Origin of the sequence: Chryseobacterium lathyri, from assembly GCF_019970085.1 — a bacterium.
GTDB classification, from domain to species: Bacteria; Bacteroidota; Bacteroidia; order Flavobacteriales; family Weeksellaceae; genus Chryseobacterium; species Chryseobacterium lathyri.
This window is the reverse complement of record NZ_JAHXYG010000005.1, coordinates 435,980-452,627: the sequence shown is the minus strand read 5'-3', so window position 1 is coordinate 452,627 and position 16,648 is coordinate 435,980. Positions and strand designations below refer to the sequence as shown.

General features: G+C 38.1%; 15 protein-coding genes. 8 read left to right on the top strand and 7 right to left on the bottom strand.

From position 1 onward, the window contains the following. Positions 1-43 precede the first annotated feature (43 nt). Entirely contained in the window at positions 44-1,756 is a 1,713-nt protein-coding gene (locus tag LC418_RS18045; RefSeq protein WP_223560157.1) for a T9SS type A sorting domain-containing protein, read from the top strand. Between the two features lie 267 nt (positions 1,757-2,023). On the opposite strand, the gene lnt is transcribed toward LC418_RS18045, so the two are convergent. Continuing rightward, a complete protein-coding gene (lnt, locus tag LC418_RS18040; RefSeq protein ID WP_223560156.1) occupies positions 2,024-3,658 on the bottom strand; it encodes an apolipoprotein N-acyltransferase in 1,635 nt (544 codons plus the stop codon). 55 nt (positions 3,659-3,713) lie between these two features. Between lnt and LC418_RS18035 the strand changes: the two genes are divergently transcribed. Next, a complete protein-coding gene (locus tag LC418_RS18035) occupies positions 3,714-4,136 on the top strand; it encodes a VanZ family protein (protein ID WP_223560155.1) in 423 nt (140 codons plus the stop codon). Here LC418_RS18035 and proC read toward each other — a convergent pair. The 4 genes from proC to LC418_RS18015 all read right to left on the bottom strand — a co-directional run bounded on the left by proC (position 4,117) and on the right by LC418_RS18015 (position 7,745). Continuing rightward, positions 4,117-4,920, bottom strand: coding sequence for a pyrroline-5-carboxylate reductase (gene proC, locus LC418_RS18030; protein WP_111960551.1), 804 nt, complete (start codon positions 4,918-4,920; stop codon positions 4,117-4,119). The two genes, LC418_RS18035 and proC, sit on opposite strands and share 20 nt — an antisense overlap. A gap of 102 nt (positions 4,921-5,022) precedes the next feature. Next, complete coding sequence (murB, locus tag LC418_RS18025; RefSeq protein WP_223560154.1) at positions 5,023-6,036, bottom strand: UDP-N-acetylmuramate dehydrogenase; 1,014 nt, start codon at positions 6,034-6,036, stop codon at positions 5,023-5,025. Between the two features lie 4 nt (positions 6,037-6,040). Then, entirely contained in the window at positions 6,041-6,529 is a 489-nt protein-coding gene (locus LC418_RS18020; RefSeq protein WP_223560153.1) for a hypothetical protein, read from the bottom strand. 10 nt (positions 6,530-6,539) lie between these two features. Then, complete coding sequence (locus LC418_RS18015; RefSeq protein WP_111960557.1) at positions 6,540-7,745, bottom strand: pyridoxal phosphate-dependent aminotransferase; 1,206 nt, start codon at positions 7,743-7,745, stop codon at positions 6,540-6,542. Positions 7,746-8,146: 401 nt separating this feature from the next. On the opposite strand from LC418_RS18015, the gene LC418_RS18010 reads away from it, so the two are divergent. The 6 genes from LC418_RS18010 (at position 8,147) to LC418_RS17985 (ending at position 14,429) form a co-directional block, all read left to right on the top strand. Then, on the top strand, positions 8,147-9,943 hold the full coding sequence (locus LC418_RS18010) for a T9SS type A sorting domain-containing protein (protein ID WP_223560152.1): 1,797 nt from the start codon (positions 8,147-8,149) through the stop codon (positions 9,941-9,943). 125 nt (positions 9,944-10,068) lie between these two features. Further along, the gene (locus tag LC418_RS18005; protein WP_223560151.1) at positions 10,069-10,551 is read left to right on the top strand and encodes a DUF1801 domain-containing protein; all 483 of its coding nucleotides are present in this window, start codon (positions 10,069-10,071) and stop codon (positions 10,549-10,551) included. Positions 10,552-10,597: 46 nt separating this feature from the next. Continuing rightward, positions 10,598-11,269, top strand: coding sequence for a YiiX/YebB-like N1pC/P60 family cysteine hydrolase (locus LC418_RS18000; RefSeq protein WP_223560150.1), 672 nt, complete (start codon positions 10,598-10,600; stop codon positions 11,267-11,269). 223 nt (positions 11,270-11,492) lie between these two features. After that, complete coding sequence (locus LC418_RS17995) at positions 11,493-11,804, top strand: NIL domain-containing protein (protein WP_223560149.1); 312 nt, start codon at positions 11,493-11,495, stop codon at positions 11,802-11,804. 144 nt (positions 11,805-11,948) lie between these two features. Continuing rightward, a complete protein-coding gene (locus LC418_RS17990; RefSeq protein ID WP_223560148.1) occupies positions 11,949-12,500 on the top strand; it encodes a LemA family protein in 552 nt (183 codons plus the stop codon). Positions 12,501-12,503: 3 nt separating this feature from the next. Beyond that, complete coding sequence (locus LC418_RS17985) at positions 12,504-14,429, top strand: DUF2207 domain-containing protein (protein WP_223560147.1); 1,926 nt, start codon at positions 12,504-12,506, stop codon at positions 14,427-14,429. Positions 14,430-14,496: 67 nt separating this feature from the next. Here LC418_RS17985 and murA read toward each other — a convergent pair whose 3' ends face one another. Continuing rightward, positions 14,497-15,804, bottom strand: a complete 1,308-nt coding sequence (gene murA / locus LC418_RS17980) for a UDP-N-acetylglucosamine 1-carboxyvinyltransferase (RefSeq protein ID WP_111961038.1) — start codon at positions 15,802-15,804, stop codon at positions 14,497-14,499. After that, a complete protein-coding gene (locus LC418_RS17975) occupies positions 15,804-16,478 on the bottom strand; it encodes a DUF4290 domain-containing protein (protein WP_111961037.1) in 675 nt (224 codons plus the stop codon). Before LC418_RS17975 ends, murA begins: the two co-directional genes overlap by 1 nt. Positions 16,479-16,648 lie beyond the last annotated feature (170 nt).

Here is a 16,648-nt window from a genome sequence, read left to right as displayed (position 1 = left end):
GAATGTTTTATCTTTGTTTTTAATTAATCTAAATAAAAATAGAATGAAGAAAATTTGTATTCTTTTATCTATGCTTCCCGTTGGACTTATGGCTCAGGATTATGCAGAGATCCAGACCGGTATGAAAAATTTTTATTACGGATCGGCTGCTACAGATGATATGGATGGTGATGGAAAGCAGGATGTAGTGATTAATGGAGCAATTGACAGTGATCAGGATGGTAATGTTGACACATCTTTTAACGAAGTATATAGGAATAACGGAACTTCGCTGGTGCCTTACGCCAGTCTGGGAGTAGATGCAACGCATCTGGGAGATATAAAATTCATGGATTTTAATAATGATGGTCTTCTGGATATTATTTCCACAGGATTAAGCTATAATGATGTTGTTAATTATAAGCATTACAGATTCCGGAACTCAGGAGCGGGCTTTATTAATGAAGCTGTGCTCGACGGAAAAATCTACGGATCTTTAGAGGCTTTTGATTTTAATAATGACGGTAAGGTAGATTATGCCATTAACGGAACGCAATATGTTGAAGGGGCGGGTTTTCTGAATAACCTCGATTTTTATAAGAATACCGGGACTGATTTCGAGATCTTTAAAGGCTGGCAGCCGGGAACACAGAATGGAAGCTTTAAGTTTGTAGATCTCAATAATGATAATCTTCTCGACCTTGTTATCCTGGGAATGGAGCAGGGTGACCAACCGGTCTGTAAAGTGTATCTGAATCAGGCAGGAATGCTGACGGCATCACAGGATCTTACTGCCCTGACGGGTGGAAAAATGGATTTCGCAGACTTCAATGCAGACGGCTATCAGGATATTGTTATTACAGGTCAGGATGACAGTTATTCCGGATTTCTTGCCGTACTGATGAATGATGGAACCGGGCATCTGAACACGAAGCAGATAAGCGTTGCTGAGATCTCGGATTCATCTGTAGCTACAGGTGATCTGAATAATGACGGGTACTATGACTTTATTGTTTCGGGAAATGATGAAAATAACAATGCTATAGTAAAAACTTTTCTATACAATCCTTCCACTCAAAGTTTTACTGAAAATATACCTACAGGACTGCATACTTTAGGAGGCCCGGGTTTTGTGAATTTATTTGACTTAGACAACAACAATCGTCTGGATATTTTATTGGCCGGATTTGATTGGGCAGATCCGGGTATGCCTTCACTGACTAAAATGTTCAAAAATACTTCTACGGAAATTAACCTGAAACCTTTACCTCCTTCAGTTCTTAATGTAACAAAGACCGGGAACCGCTTTAATTTCTCATGGAGTGGTGCATCTGATGATAAAACCCCAGCGAATGCCCTCCGTTATGAGATTAAAGTTGGATCTTCACCCGGAGCCGCTGATATTGCGAAATATATAGTAACAACACCATCCTGGTTCCTGGATCTGGATCACTCTGTTCAGAATGTGTACTGGAGCATAAGATCAATAGATGCTTCAAAGGTCTTTTCTAATGCTTCAATACAAGGTGCATTGGGAACACGCGATGTAATAATTAACAGCAAGGTTTCGGTATATCCGAATCCGGCATCAGAGAAAGTATTTATTAAGGGAGAAAAAGTTTCGGATGTTGAAATGTACTCTATGGACGGAAGAAAGCAGAATATTGTTTTGAATGATGATCAGTCGATCAACGTCTCACATCTCACGAAAGGAGCTTACCTGTTAAAACTGACAACTAAAAACGAGATAACCACTCAAAAACTTATGATTAAATAAAACTGAAGAGTTCTATTAGTAAGAAAAGCCAGTCGTCCAGCTGGCTTTTCTGTTTTTATAATGAAGATTGTAATTATAAAAAGAACTTTATCCACCGGATAAAGTTCTTTTTTATTTTGGTTGTATTGTTGTGAACCACCCATCAAAATAAATTGTATAAGTAGTGGATAAATCTTTAGATTAAAAAAAAACTTAAGTGTACTTTTTTATACACAAAATTTAAATTAAAAACTAAATGTTTATCTTTTGTAACTTTTGTGGTCGATATTACGCTTTCTTGGTCCTGTTTCTAAACTTTTCAATCAAAAAGTAAAACAGTAAAAAGCCCAGTGCAAAAATGGAAAATCTTGATAGCAGGTCTCCGGCTCTTGTATAGAAGGTCATCGTTTCATAAAGATTCACTTTGGCGAATAATGTTGTTTTATCCCCATAGAAAGTATCGGCTTCCACTTCTCCTTTTGCATTGATATGGGCGGATATACCACTGTTAGCAGCACGCGCAATTTCTCTTCGGGTTTCTATAGCTCTTAGCTTTGCATACGAAAGAAGCTGTTTGTGTCCTTCTGTAACCCCCCACCAGGAATCATTGGTCATGATGCCTAAGAAGTTGGCTCCTTTTTTTACGTAATCCGTTGTAAATTCTCCGTAGATGCTTTCGTAGCAAATGATAGGCGCTAATCTGCCTTTATTGTAGGGGTTTGAAAAAGATTTTCTTTCCTCATCTATTCCTAAAGAAGCTACGGTTCCGCCCAGATTAAGCATTGCATCACCTAACAGGGGCTTCAACACACTCATGTACGGGAAAATTTCCACGCCGGGAACAAGCTTTCCTTTGTGATACACCTGAACCTTCTCTTGTGGTGCAATCTGAATAGCGGTATTATAGCTTTCCACCCAAAGCTCCGGATTAACCTGATAAGCTTCCTTCGGGATGTTCTCCTGGCTTTTATAAAAACGGTGTGAAGAAATTCCGGTTGCAAAAACAGCTCCCGGATGTTTGGATAAAAATCCTTTCACATTGTTTAAAAGCAGACTTTTCTCAAAAGCAGTTTCGGAAATTGAGCCTCTTCCGGGAAGAGCTGTTTCAGGGGCGATATAATAATCAATCTTTCCTTTTGAATTGTTTTCTGCCAAAGTTAAAAGATCATTTTCAATGGTCAGGCTGTCTTTTGAATACTTTTCAGCATAAGGATCAAGATCCGGCTGCAGCATCAGCACATTAACCTGTCCTGATGGTTTTTCGTCGAAATTATTGTATTTGATCAATGAGATAATCATCGGAAGAATGATTAAAGCAGCAACAATTAAGGTATTTTTGATCAGGTCTTTTCTTTTTCTTCCCGCTTCCCAGGTTCTTAAAGTATAAAAAATCAAAACATTGATGGCTAAGATCCAGAAACTTCCTCCGGTTGCTCCCAGGGTGTCATACCACTGTATTAATTTAGGATAATCTGAAAATACATTTCCTAAATTCAGCCATGGCCAGGTGAGTTCCCAGTTCAGATGGAATTTTTCAAAACTCATCCATATGGCAATCAAAAATCCTAATCCCCAATACGTTCCCTGTGCATTTTTGTACCAGTGGTAGCACTGGAAAACAAGAGAATAAAGGAAAGAGTTAACCAAAACGGGAAATACAACCGCCATCATGGAATGGCTTCCATCAGGGTTCTTTGAGCCATATAGCCATCCGGTCGTTACAATATTCCAGATCACAAAACAAAGATAAGAAAGGCCGAAGACCATCCAGCTTTTTCTTTTGTACGATGAAAATTTTGAGATTCCGTGTTCCATCATCAAAAGAGGAACAAGAGCAAAAAATATAAAGAAAGGAACTCCGTAAGTAGGCCACGAAACAGACAGCAGCATTGCTGAAATGAGCGTAAGTAAAATGTATTTCATTAAATTAATTTAACACACAAATTTAATGTTTTTGAAATGAATAAATTTGCACTTCATGTTAAAGAAGTTTTACAAAATTATTATTGTTCCTTATACATTGTTTTTGCTGTATCTCATGTTCTGGGGAATGGGCAGGTTTCAGTATGCGGATAATCAGATCACCGTGGAACCCATTTTTTCAACCATAGAGTTTATCCACAATACGATTGAGTGGAAGTATATTGGCATCATTGTTTTAGGGAATATCATTATGTTTATTCCTTTTGGATTTCTTGGCTGGATATTTCCCAGGTTTAGAGATCTTAAAGCATTGATCTATACCTTCATTTCTTCTATCATTATCATTGAGGCACTTCAGTATTTTACCAGAATGGGGATATTTGAGGTAGATGATATCATTCTTAATACTTTCGGTGTATATCTCGGATGGCTGCTCTGCCGGTTGGTAGAAAAAAGGTTTAGCCGTTTAGTTCTTTAGCACGCTTTTCGGCATTTAAAATTCCGTTTTTTAAAATTTCTTTAAAATTGTGGTCTTCAAATGTTTTTAATGCAGCTTCAGTGGTTCCGCCTTTCGAAGCTACATCTTTGATAAGTTCTTCCAGATTCTTTTCGGAATTGTTGATCAGGTGATAAGCGCCCAGCATGGTTTGCTGTACAAACAGTTTGGAAAGATTTTCATCGATTCCCATTTCTACGCCGGCTTTTATCATGGCATCTACAATGTAATAAAAATAGGCCGGCCCGCTTCCTGAAAGTGCTGTAACGCCATCCAGAAGGTCTTCATTTTCCAGATAAACCGATCTGCCGGTGCTGTTCAGTAGTCTCTCAATATTGATCAGCTGGCTGAAAGAAATGCCTCCTGCAGCAGTATAGCCTGTAATACCCATTCCCAGAAGAGTAGGAGAGTTGGGCATAGCTCTTACAACGAGAGGATGGTTTAGTAATTTTTGAATCTTTTCAATCTTAATTCCGGCCATGATAGAAAGGACCATCTGGTTTTCTTTTAATGTAAACTGGAAATTTTCAGTAACATGCAGAAAGTCCTGCGGCTTTACAGCTATAATAATAAGATCGGCATCCAGTTCTTGAGTCTCTTCGAAAGTGGAGATCTGTGATTTTGGAAATTCTTCGGCTATTTTAGAGATTTTGGATTGACCCCGGGTGATCAGATGGAGATTTTCCGGTTTGATCAATTCATATTTTAAAAATGACTTTGAAAAGGAAAGGCCCATTTTGCCGGCTCCGAGGATCGCTATTTTCATGTTTGTGCTCTTTTTCAGCTAAAATAATATTTTTATTCCTTTACAAGGTATTTAATTCAGAAAAAAGCTGTTTTCACAATTTTAAAAAAACAGTCTCTTGTATCAAATAATATTTACTTCCCGTTCCAGCTCTATTCCAAACTTCTCTTTGACAGAATGAATGATTTCTGTAGAAAAATCAAAAATTTCTTTTCCGGTGGCATTTCCGGTGGCATTCACGATAACCAGTGCCTGAAGTTGATGTGATGCAGTATTTCCAATCTGTTTCCCTTTCCATCCACACTGTTCGATTAGCCATCCGGCAGGTACTTTTACCACATTTCCGTTTGGGTAGCCTGGAATGTTTTCAAATTTTAGCTTTAAATCTTCAAATTGGGTGAGAGGAATAGTTGGATTTTTGAAAAAACTTCCGGCATTGCCCATTATTTTAGGATCCGGGAGTTTACTCTGCCTGATATTGATGACCGCTTTGGAAACATTCTGAATCGTAGGATGGGTGATCCCTAAGTTTTCCAGCTCCGTTTTTATTGCACCATATTCTGTTTTGATGTGGTGATTTTTCCTGGTTAATTTAAAACTAACTTCCAAAATTACATACCTTCCCTTTCCTTCCTGTTTGAAAATAGAATCCCTGTATCCGAAATGGCAGTCTTCAAGGTTAAATGTTTTAACCTCAAAATTTTCAAGGTCTAAAACGGTACAGTTGACGAAAGTGTCCTTTATTTCGGTTCCGTAAGCCCCGATATTCTGCATCGGCGATGTTCCTACATTACCAGGAATCAATGACAGGTTTTCCAGTCCGCCGTAGTTTTTTTCAAGGCTGTACATCACAAATTTGTGCCAGTTTTCTCCGGCTTTTGCTGTTACAAGCACTTCGTTTTCATTAAGCTCTTGTTCGGAAATTCCTTTCAAGCTGAGCTTAATGGCAAGGCCGTCAAAATCTTTCGTCAGAAGGATATTGCTTCCGCCGCCTAAAAATAAAACCTGAAGATGGTGGTCTTTAGAATAATTGATTGCATCCTTGAGGTGCTCAAGGTTTTGTACTTCAATAAAATATTTTGCTTTGGCGTCAACACCAAATGTATTGTAAGACTTTAAGGAAAAATTTTCTTGCATGTTTTTATTGGTATTCTGTGGGAAGAATGAGGTTGAGCTGTTCTTTAAACTGTTTCAGCTGCCTGTAATGCAGCGTGTCAGCATAAGAATTGACATAAATATGTGACTTTTTCGGAGTTCTGATCTGAAAAGTTTCGTCGATGCCATCTACAGACTGTTGACTTGGAGAACTTTGTATTACATCAAGATCTTTAATTTTGATCGGAGAGATAAGGTTATTCCAGGTCTGTATGCTGATAGCTGAATCCCATTCTTTATGGATTTGGCGGGCTGTGATGCCCTTTTCCGCGTGTATGGAGTCTTTTGTGACTTTGATGATCTTATAATCGCCCTGGTCGCCACCGATATTGGATACACTAATGAAAGTTATCTCATTCGGGTTTTTAGGAATGGCCGAAGTTAGTTCTTTCTTTTTGTCACAGGAAAAAAATGCCGGCAGCAAAAACAATAAAAACAAGAGTTTCAGGTAAGTATTTTTTATTGCCGGCATCATAAATTATATTTTAGAGGCTGAATTCTTCTCTGTATTTCTTCAAAGCATTTTTAAGGATCTCAACGCTTCTCTTAAGATCTTCCTCTTTCAAGACGTAAGCGATTCTTACCTGCTTTTTTCCCAATTCAGGATCACTGTAGAAACCTCCTGCAGGAGCTACCATAATCGTTTCCTTATTAAGAGCGTATTTTTCTAAAAGCCACTGTGCGAATTTTTCGGTATCATCTACCGGAAGCTCTGCTACACAATAGAAAGCTCCTCTCGGCTTAGGACAGATTACTCCTGGAATGGCATTAAGAAGATCTACCAGGATATTTCTTCTGTGTGTATATTCTTCTCTTACTGCTCTGATGTATGCACCGTCGTTCTGATGCGCTGCTGTTGCTGCGATCTGGCCTAAAAGAACCGGGCTCAGTCTTGCCTGTGCAAAAAGCATTGCCGCATCATGGATCTTTTTAGAACGTGTTACCATACACCCGATTCTTACTCCGCACATAGAATAACGCTTGGATTCTGAATCAATGATGATGCAGTTATCGCTCAGTTCAGGGAAATCCAGCATAGAGATCTGCTGTTTCCCGTCATATACGTATTCTCTGTATACTTCGTCGGAGATAATAACGATGTCATATTTTAAAGCAATTTCTGCCAGCTGCTGAAGCTCTTCACGGGTGTAAAGATATCCTGTAGGGTTACCCGGGTTGCAGATAACAATTGCTCTTGTTTTTTCTGTGATTTTTTTCTCAAATTCTTCGATCGGAGGAAGGGCAAAACCTGTATCAATAGTAGATGGAACGGCTACAACATTTACGTTGAATGTGCTGGTAAACCCATTATAATTAGCATAATAAGGTTCAGGAATGATGACCTCATCACCATCATCACATAAAGTGGAAATGGCAAAGTTTAATGCTTCAGATCCTCCATTAGTCACAATGAAATTATCAGGTGTCAGATCCGAGAAACCTAAGGTATGATAATACTCCGTAAGAGCTTTTCTGTATTCTATATTACCTTCAGAAAGTGCATATTCCAATACTTTAAGGTCGATATTCTTTAAAGCATTTAAAGCTGTTTCCGGTGTTTCAATATCAGGCTGTCCGATATTGAGGTGATACACTTTTATTCCCTGCTGTTTTGCTTTTAAAGCATAAGGAACTAGTTTTCTTACCGGCGATGGCGGCATATGCTGTGCTCTGTTTGAAATATTTGGCATTGTTCAAAAATTTGTATGGCAAAAATAAGATTTAATTTCTCAATAATAAAATAACGTGTTGCCCATTTTGACTGCTTTTCAATTGTTTTGAAAATCAGTGAGTTAAAATTGATTATTATCTGTTCTTTTGATGTCTATGGGAATCTTTCTGATTATGCTTGATACTGATCGGCAGTTTTCTTAAAGTGCTGACTATTGGAAATTGATTATACATTAGAATGAATTGAAATTGTTAAAATAATATATTAAAATGCGAATAAAGCATTTGGTTAGAAAATAATGTTTTCATATAAGTTAAATGTGTATAATTTAAAGTTATTGATTAATTATTAGTTATTTAATAAAAATTTAAGCTTTGTTTTGATTTTTTTATTAAATTTAAGCGATAATAAAAAATAATTATGAAAACAAATTTACCAGTTAGAGCTTTATCTGTTATGGCTCTTTTTGCGGCAGCAATGATGAGTGCCCAAAACTTTCAGACGATGCCTGTCCAATCCGGGTATACGGCAGATGTAATCGCCAACGGTGTAGGTTCAGCAATGACATCCACTACAGAAGACGTTGACGGAGTATCTTTTGCATTTGTAGCAAGAGATTTTCAACTTACATCCAGCAGCACACCAATTACTTATGGTCTTCCGGTTAATGGGATCATTAATTCTGCAGTAGCTTCTACACCAGGGCTGAGCTTCAAGCTTGGAGATCTGTCTGGGAGCAACTCTTTAAAAATTTCAAGCAATGCTGCCGGCAGCAATAGTGGAACACTTTCATTTGTAAGCCCGGTTGCAGCTTTTAAGGTGTATATGCTTTCAACTGGCGGAAGTGGGGCATGTACAGTGAATGTAACAGTCAATTTTACAGATAATACTTCCCAGACATTTTCGGGTGTAGCGATCTCTGACTGGTATGGCGGGTCAAATTATGCCATACAAGGAATCGGACGAATCAACAGAAGCAATAATGTTTTAGAGCCTAATTCTACCAATCCGAGACTGTATCAGTCGGCCTTAACCATCGATGCAGCCAATCAGACCAAACCTATTCAAAGTGTTACCGTAACGAAAGTCAGTGGTACAGGCATAGCGAATGTATTTGCTTTTTCTGCTGATGCGTATACAGATTGTGTTGCTCCTACACTTCAGCCTGTAGGCACACTGACTTCTAATTCTGCTCAAGTTTCATGGACGATACCGGCCAGTGTTCAGGCGGTAAGCTATGATGTTTATTACAGCACCAGTAATACAGCGCCTACAGCTGCAACGGTACCTAACCATCCTGGAGTTACGGGAACTTCTTTTACCATTCCTTCTTTATTACCAAGTACGGTTTATTATTATTGGGTAAGAAGCAATTGCAGTACGGCAACGTCTCAGAGTGGTTGGTCATTATCCGGAACATTTACCACCTTGTGTGGGGCTGTGGTCCCGTCATATACGAATGATTTCAGCAGCTTTCCGGGAACATGCTGGGCTGGAGCTCTTTCCGGAGGCACACCTGCTACAGGTCCTACAGGGACATCGTCTTATTGGACATCGGGTGGATTCTTAGGCACAGGTTCCGGAGGATCAGCGACGATCAATTTATATTCAACAGGCAGAACGGGCTGGCTAAAAACAGTACCTTTCAATCTTTCTGCGGGATCATATAAAGTTAAATTTGATTATGGTGTAGCGGCTTATCTCAGTACCAGTGCTTCGCCAATGGGATCTGACGATGTTATTCAGTTCTTGGTATCCAATGATGGCGGTACGACATGGACTGTTTTGGAAACATGGAATCAGGCTAACGCCCCGACCAATACCTCAACTCAATATGTTTATACTCTAGCAGCGTATAACAGTGCTAATACCGTATTTGCATTTTACGGAACAGACGGAACAGTGAACGATGATCCTGACTATAATTTTTATGTAGATAATTTTACTGTTGAGAATGCGCAGCTGGGTACTTCAGAAGTAAAAGACGGTATTAAGAAAGTATCGGTTCATCCAAATCCGTTTAAAGACATCCTTTATATTTCCGATAATAGAGAAGTGAAATCTGTAACGGTAGGAGATTCTTCCGGAAGAGCTGTAAAAACAATTACAGGAGCTGTAAGAGAGCTTGACTTGAGTACACTGAATACAGGTCTGTATTTTGTTACTATCTATTTCAAAGACGGATCACAGTCTACGGTGAAGGCTATAAAAAAATAATTTTTTTTAATGTCAATAAAGTTGAGCGGCAGTGCATTGATGTACTGCCGCTTTTTGTTTGATTAAATTTCGATCGTGGTATTCATAAATTTTGTTATTTTGAGAAAAATTAAAACATATTGAAAATGCAAATTCCAGCGGATTCTATAACTGATTATATTTCAAAAATTCCTGAAGAAAGACAGGAAGTATTCAAAAAGCTATTTGATACCATAAACGATAACCTACCAAAAGGCTTCCGGGAAAATATCAGCTATGGCATGGTTGGCTGGGGCGTTCCTCTAGAAACTTATCCGGCTGGCTATCATTGTGCACCGGGTACGCCATTGCCGTTTATGAGCCTGGCCTCCCAGAAAAATTTTATTGCATTTTATCACATGGGTATTTATGCAGATCCAGAACTGTTAAATTGGTTTGTAACTGAATATCCCAAACATTCAAAAAGAAAGCTAGATATGGGGAAATCCTGTGTGAGGTTCAAAAAAATGGATGATATTCCTTTTGAGCTCATTGCTGAGGTCAGTAAAAAAATGACGGTTGAAGACTGGATTAATACCTATGAAACACAGTTTAAGAAAAGTAAAGAATCTGTTTCAAAAGAAAAATAGCTTAATAATTTGTAAATCCTGATTGTGCCCGGCAATAAAAAATATTATGATTAAATGTAAAGAAGATCTGTTTCAAAAAATTCCTCAAGCTCTAGCCTATATCATTTTCCTCGCTGGGGTTTTGTTATTGCAGCAATGTACCACTCTGGCTCAATCCGGGAAGCTGAAGAACGGGGATCTGCTTTTTGTGACTGCAAAAGAAACCGGGTTATCAGGAGCGATTAATAATGTGACACAAAAACAGAAAGAGGCATCATTTGATCATATTGGAATTGTAGAAAAAGAAAATAATCACTGGTATGTACTGCATGCAGCTCCCAAAGGTGGTTCCCAAAAGCAGGATCTGAAATTTTTTCTTAAAGATCAGGCTGATGACGGCCAGAAAGTAATAATTTACCGCCTGAAGCCGGAATATCAGAACGCTGTTCCGGCTGCTCTTAAAAAAGCAGAATCTATGATAGGAAAACCTTATAATTTCAATTATATTCTGGACGAAAATTCTTTTTACTGTTCAGATTATATTGAAAGAGCGTTCAGGGAAGATCATATATTCAAGCTGGAACCAATGACATTTATTGATCCCAAAACAGGTAAAACCAATGAATTCTGGGCAGAATTTTACAAAAAGAAGAATCTGAAAGTTCCGGAAAGTGAGCCGGGATGCAATCCTAATGGACTGGCCGCTTCAGATAAACTGGAAAGAGTAGGAGAATTATAAATAACATTACCCTTAAAGATGTAGTAATCTTTAGGGGTATTTTTTTAGTTTAAAAGTTTGATGTAATAATCCTTGAATATTAAATTAAGAAAAAAATTTAGTTAAAATTTAAAATTATTAGTCCACTAATTTGGTGGACTAATAATTTTTTATACTTTTGTCAAAGATTTAACGCAAAAGCAACCATGATCTAGAAAATGTTTAACCAAAAAATTGTTTAGTGATGATTACACCTAATCCTACGTTGCAGGTTCTACCCAACACAATTAGCCTGCCTAAAAAAGAACTGATACTGGAAATAGAATTAAATGGTAAAATGAAATTTGAGCATTTAATGAATACCATCTATAATCAGTTCGGGATCTGTCACAGAGTGCTGTCTGCTAATGTAGAATATGTCAATGGAAACAGTTTTGGTTCAGTACAGTTATATATTAATGTCAATTCAGAAGATTACCAGCAGCTGGAGTTTTATCTGAATAAAAATAAACTTTTAAATACCATGGTGGAATATAACTGCCGTAAGTATTTTTAGGGGAGATTCATATAGTTTTAATTACAAGAAAGCATCCGGTTTTTTATCGGATGCTTTTTTATTGCAGTTCTTCTAATGGTTAAAGATGAATTTTATTCCAATTCAAAAAAACAGTATTTTTAATGAATACAAAACATAAAAATTATGACCATAGTTATTATCATTGCTTTAATTGCAGTATTCCTCATTTTCGGAGTATCAATCTACAACCGTCTGGTAAAATTGAAAAATCTAGTTCAGGAAGCTTGGAGTAGCATTGACGTGATGCTTAAAAAACGCCACGATCTTATTCCTAACCTTGTGGAAACTGTAAAAGGCTATGCAACCCATGAGCGGGAAACGCTTGACAGTGTGATAAGAGCCAGAACACAGGCTGTAGGTGCAGATTCGGTACAGGCGAAGGAAGCTGCGGAAAAAAATCTGAATCAGGCCATGATGAATCTGTTTGCCGTAGCGGAACAGTATCCTGATCTGAAAGCCAATACCAACTTTCAGCAGTTGCAGAGCGAGCTTACCTCTATCGAGAATGATGTGGAAAAATCCAGAAGATATTATAACGGAACTGTCCGTGAAAACAATACGTTGGTTGAATCTTTCCCAAGCAACATCATTGCCAATATGTACAAGTTTGAGAAATCACCTTTCTTTGAGCTTGAAAATATTGCAGAAAGAGAAGTTCCATCCGTAAAATTCTAAGAAATGAAAAAATTACTGCAGCTTTTCCTCCTTCAGTTTTTTTTCATAGCCTTTGCCCAAGATGAATTAGCGCGGACGGATCAGCTGTCCATTATCGGATCAGAAAAAATTATCTCCTTCCATTCGGATATTGATGTGGATAAAAATTCGGGGATTACCGTTACTGAAAATATTAAAGTATACAGTCTTGGAAATAATATAAAAAGGGGAATTTTTCGCGCACTTCCTTTATCCAGAAATCTGAACAATAAAACCCAGAAAGTAAGATACTATATTATTTCAGTGAAAAAAAACGGAGAGGAGGAAGATTATCATGAAGAAAAAGAAGATGGCTACCTAAAAATATATGCCGGAAATAAAGATGTTATTCTCGATCCCGGAACCTACGACTATGAAATAAAATATAAAACAGAGAACCAGATTGGTTTCTTTCCAAAGTATGACGAATTTTACTGGAATGTAAACGGAACCTACTGGGATTTCGATATAGATACTATTTCAGCAAAAGTAAATCTTCCTGCCGGAGCCGGGATTATTCAGAACTCCTGCTATACCGGAGCATATGGCAGCAACAGCCAGAACTGTACAGTCAAAGTACTGTCCAATGAGTCTATAGAATGGGGTGCTTCAGGTCTTCATGCCAATGAAGGTCTTACCATTGCAGTAGGTTTCAAAAAAGGAATTATGGTTCCGCCACCGCCGCCAACTTTCCTGGAAAAGTACGGGGTCTTGATTGGCGGATGTATCGTATTCCTGATACTGCTTCTGTATCTTTATTCAACCTGGATGAAATACGGGATAGATCCGGAAACCCCTACTGTTTATCCACAGTTCAATGTTCCTGAAAATCTTTCGCCGGCCTCCCTGGGATACATCAACTCCGAAAGTTTTAAAAACAAATACCTGACGGCAGCTATTGTCAGCCTTGCTGTAAAAGGATATGTAAAAATTATAGAAGGAGAAGATTCCGGTCTGCTGGGGTTTTTCAATACCAAAACCTTTACATTGAAGAAATTGAAAGCTGCAGATGAAATGCTTCCGAAAGAAGAAATCAACCTGATGAATAGTCTTTTTTCAGAATTTGAAGATTCCGTCAAGTTTGATGGAAAATATAATCCGAAAATAGAAACCGCTGTTCAGAACTTCAAAGGAACGCTGGGCTTTCAGCATGACGATTTTTTGAATGAAGGAAATAATAAGAAAAAGTTAGTGCTTCCATGGCTTGTTATTAGTCTGGTGTATGGCTTCGGTTTATTCTTAAGTTATAATATATTGCCGGAACCTGAAAGAGTATTTGCCGGAGTAATTTTATACATTATTATTTTTATTGCCTTTGCTTTAATAACATTTTTAGCGAAGAAATTATCATGGAAACTTTTATTTTTTATTCCTATTCCTCTCAGTATTGCTTTAGGAATAGGAGGAGTAATTTCTCAGGAAGGAACAGAGGTCGGGAGCATTAACTTTAGTGTCTGCTATATTTTTCTTGTGCTGGCATTTTCAGTAATGGTACTTTATCAATATTTAATAAAACAGCCATCAAAAGAAAAGCTGAGAAAACAATCCCTGATAGACGGCTTCAAAATGTATATGGGAGCAGCAGAGAACGAACAGCTGAAATTTCACAATCCTCCTCAGATGACTCCTCAGGTTTTCGAAACCCTTCTGCCTTTTGCTATGGTCATAGGAGTCGATCAGATCTGGGGACAGAAATTTGATGAATTACTGAAGAAAACAGCAGCAGAATATCAAAATACCTGGTATTACGGCGGCGTAATGAATCATTATGCTTTTGCCAATACCCTGAACTCCAGTCTTACCCAATCCATACAATCTGCATCTACCAAACCGTCCAGCTCAAGCAGCGGTTCCGGTGGTGGAGGATTCTCCGGCGGTGGAGGCGGAGGTGGTGGAGGCGGTGGCTGGTAACCAAAAGCTATTAAAATAAAAGCGTTCAAATTAATTTGAACGCTTTTATATTATAATAAATATTTTCCTAAATTCGCTCAATATCCGCCCCAATGGCTTTCAGCCTTCCGTCGATATTTTCATACCCTCTGTCGATCTGTTCGATATTGTGGATGATGGATTTTCCTTCTGCGGAAAGTGCTGCGATAAGTAGGGCATTCCCAGCTCTGATATCTGGGGAAACCATGGTAGTTCCTCTCAACGGAGCTTCCTGATTCAATCCGATTACCGTAGCTCTGTGCGGATCACATAAAATGATCTGTGCCCCCATATCGATCAGTTTATCCACAAAGAATAATCTGGATTCAAACATTTTCTGGTGAACCAAAAGACTTCCTTTTGCCTGAGTGGCTACTACCAGAATAATTGATAATAAATCCGGTGTAAATCCAGGCCATGGAGCATCTGAAATGGTAAGAATAGAACCGTCAATAAACTTCTGAATCTTATAGTTTTCCTGGGCAGGAATAAATATATCGTCATTGCTCTGCTCAAGTTCGATGCCTAACTTTCTGAATGTGTTGGGAATAACACCAAGCTGGCTCCAGTTGACATTTTTAATAGTGATCTCAGATTTAGTCATGGCAGCAAGGCCTATCCATGATCCGATTTCTACCATATCCGGAAGCATTGTGTGTTCCGTACCATGAAGGTATTCAACCCCTTCAATCGTTACCAGGTTAGACCCGATTCCGGAGATGTTTGCCCCCATTCTGTTCAGCATTTTGCAGAGTTGCTGAAGATAAGGTTCGCAGGCAGCATTATAAATTCTTGTTTTTCCTTTGGCAAGAGCTGCGGCCATCACGATATTGGCTGTTCCGGTTACAGAAGCTTCTTCCAGGAGAATAAACTTTCCTCTCAGCTCCTTAGCTTTTAATGAATAAAAATATTCATCTTCATCATAATTAAATTCAGCGCCAAGTTCTACAAGTCCCTGGAAATGAGTGTCTAATCTTCTTCTTCCTATCTTATCACCTCCCGGGGTCGGCATATACGCTTCACCATAACGGGCAAGCATTGGACCCATCAGCATGATAGAACCTCTTAGTTTAGCACCGTCTTTTTTAAATTCATCAGATTTGATATAATCGAAATTGACCTTATCGGCTTTAAATGTGAAATCACCCTGCCCATTTTTTGTTACCTTAACCCCAAAATCACCCAGAATTTCAATAAGTCTGTTTACATCATGAATATCCGGAATATTTTTAATTCTTACCTCCTCATCTGTTAACAGGACAGCACATAAAATTTGAAGAGCTTCATTTTTTGCCCCTTGTGGAGTGATTTCACCATGCAGTCTTTTCCCTCCTCTTATCTGAAATGTTCCACTCATTATTTTCTGTTTTTATGGTTGTTGTTATGCCTTCTCTTATTGGTCTGGTTCTTATTATTGTTGTTATTACTGTTGCTGCTTCTGCCGCTGTTATTGTTGTTCCTGCTGTTGTTGTTATTGCTGGTATAGTAGATCTTGCTCTTCTCCAGGGATTCTATTCCTGTAAGGTCCAGTCTGTTTTCAGAAAGCTCCTTCAGGTGACGGAAAATAACATCATCCGTTACATGTTCCTTATTATATACATTATAAGACTTCTTCATGTTGTTGGCAATCACTTCGATCAGGGCTTCCTTCTCATCACCAGGTTCCAGTTCGATAGCTTTTTCTATCAGTTGAAGAATACTTTTCCCGTAGAATTTAAAATCTCCCTGAAGTTTAGGGTATTCCATTCTTTTAGGCTTTTCTGCAAGCTGTTCTCTGGTAGGAAAAGGGTATGGGGAATCTACATCAAGATCATATTCTGCTAAAATAAAAAGATGATCCCAAAGTTTATGCTTATAATTTTCTTCGTCACGGAGCTGAGGGTTTCTCTGACCCATAAAATCGATAATGGCCATAGCCATTTCACTCCTTTCCTCTTTGGTAGGGAGCTCTTTGCAGCGTTCAACCAGCTGTTGTATAATTCTGCCATATTCCGGCATATGAAGCTGAGTTTTTTGGGTATTGTATTCCATAGTATGCAAATATATGGATTAAAAGAAAAATTGCTTTGAAATTATTAAAAGTTTATGATTTTTTAATGAATTTTTTATACAGCCATTGTCTGGAATCTTTTATTGAAAATGAAAAATTTTTGAGTTTTATATATTTTGTTTCAATAAAATTGTAATTTAGTTAATAGATT

Coding starts and splice junctions, on each gene's coding strand:
- LC418_RS18045 (WP_223560157.1), top strand. CDS start 44: ATGAAGAAAATTTGTATTCTTTTATCTATGCTTCCCGTTGGACTTATG.
- lnt (WP_223560156.1), bottom strand. CDS start 3,658: ATGAAATACATTTTACTTACGCTCATTTCAGCAATGCTGCTGTCTGTT.
- LC418_RS18035 (WP_223560155.1), top strand. CDS start 3,714: ATGTTAAAGAAGTTTTACAAAATTATTATTGTTCCTTATACATTGTTT.
- proC (WP_111960551.1), bottom strand. CDS start 4,920: ATGAAAATAGCGATCCTCGGAGCCGGCAAAATGGGCCTTTCCTTTTCA.
- murB (WP_223560154.1), bottom strand. CDS start 6,036: ATGCAAGAAAATTTTTCCTTAAAGTCTTACAATACATTTGGTGTTGAC.
- LC418_RS18020 (WP_223560153.1), bottom strand. CDS start 6,529: ATGATGCCGGCAATAAAAAATACTTACCTGAAACTCTTGTTTTTATTG.
- LC418_RS18015 (WP_111960557.1), bottom strand. CDS start 7,745: ATGCCAAATATTTCAAACAGAGCACAGCATATGCCGCCATCGCCGGTA.
- LC418_RS18010 (WP_223560152.1), top strand. CDS start 8,147: ATGAAAACAAATTTACCAGTTAGAGCTTTATCTGTTATGGCTCTTTTT.
- LC418_RS18005 (WP_223560151.1), top strand. CDS start 10,069: ATGCAAATTCCAGCGGATTCTATAACTGATTATATTTCAAAAATTCCT.
- LC418_RS18000 (WP_223560150.1), top strand. CDS start 10,598: ATGATTAAATGTAAAGAAGATCTGTTTCAAAAAATTCCTCAAGCTCTA.
- LC418_RS17995 (WP_223560149.1), top strand. CDS start 11,493: ATGATTACACCTAATCCTACGTTGCAGGTTCTACCCAACACAATTAGC.
- LC418_RS17990 (WP_223560148.1), top strand. CDS start 11,949: ATGACCATAGTTATTATCATTGCTTTAATTGCAGTATTCCTCATTTTC.
- LC418_RS17985 (WP_223560147.1), top strand. CDS start 12,504: ATGAAAAAATTACTGCAGCTTTTCCTCCTTCAGTTTTTTTTCATAGCC.
- murA (WP_111961038.1), bottom strand. CDS start 15,804: ATGAGTGGAACATTTCAGATAAGAGGAGGGAAAAGACTGCATGGTGAA.
- LC418_RS17975 (WP_111961037.1), bottom strand. CDS start 16,478: ATGGAATACAATACCCAAAAAACTCAGCTTCATATGCCGGAATATGGC.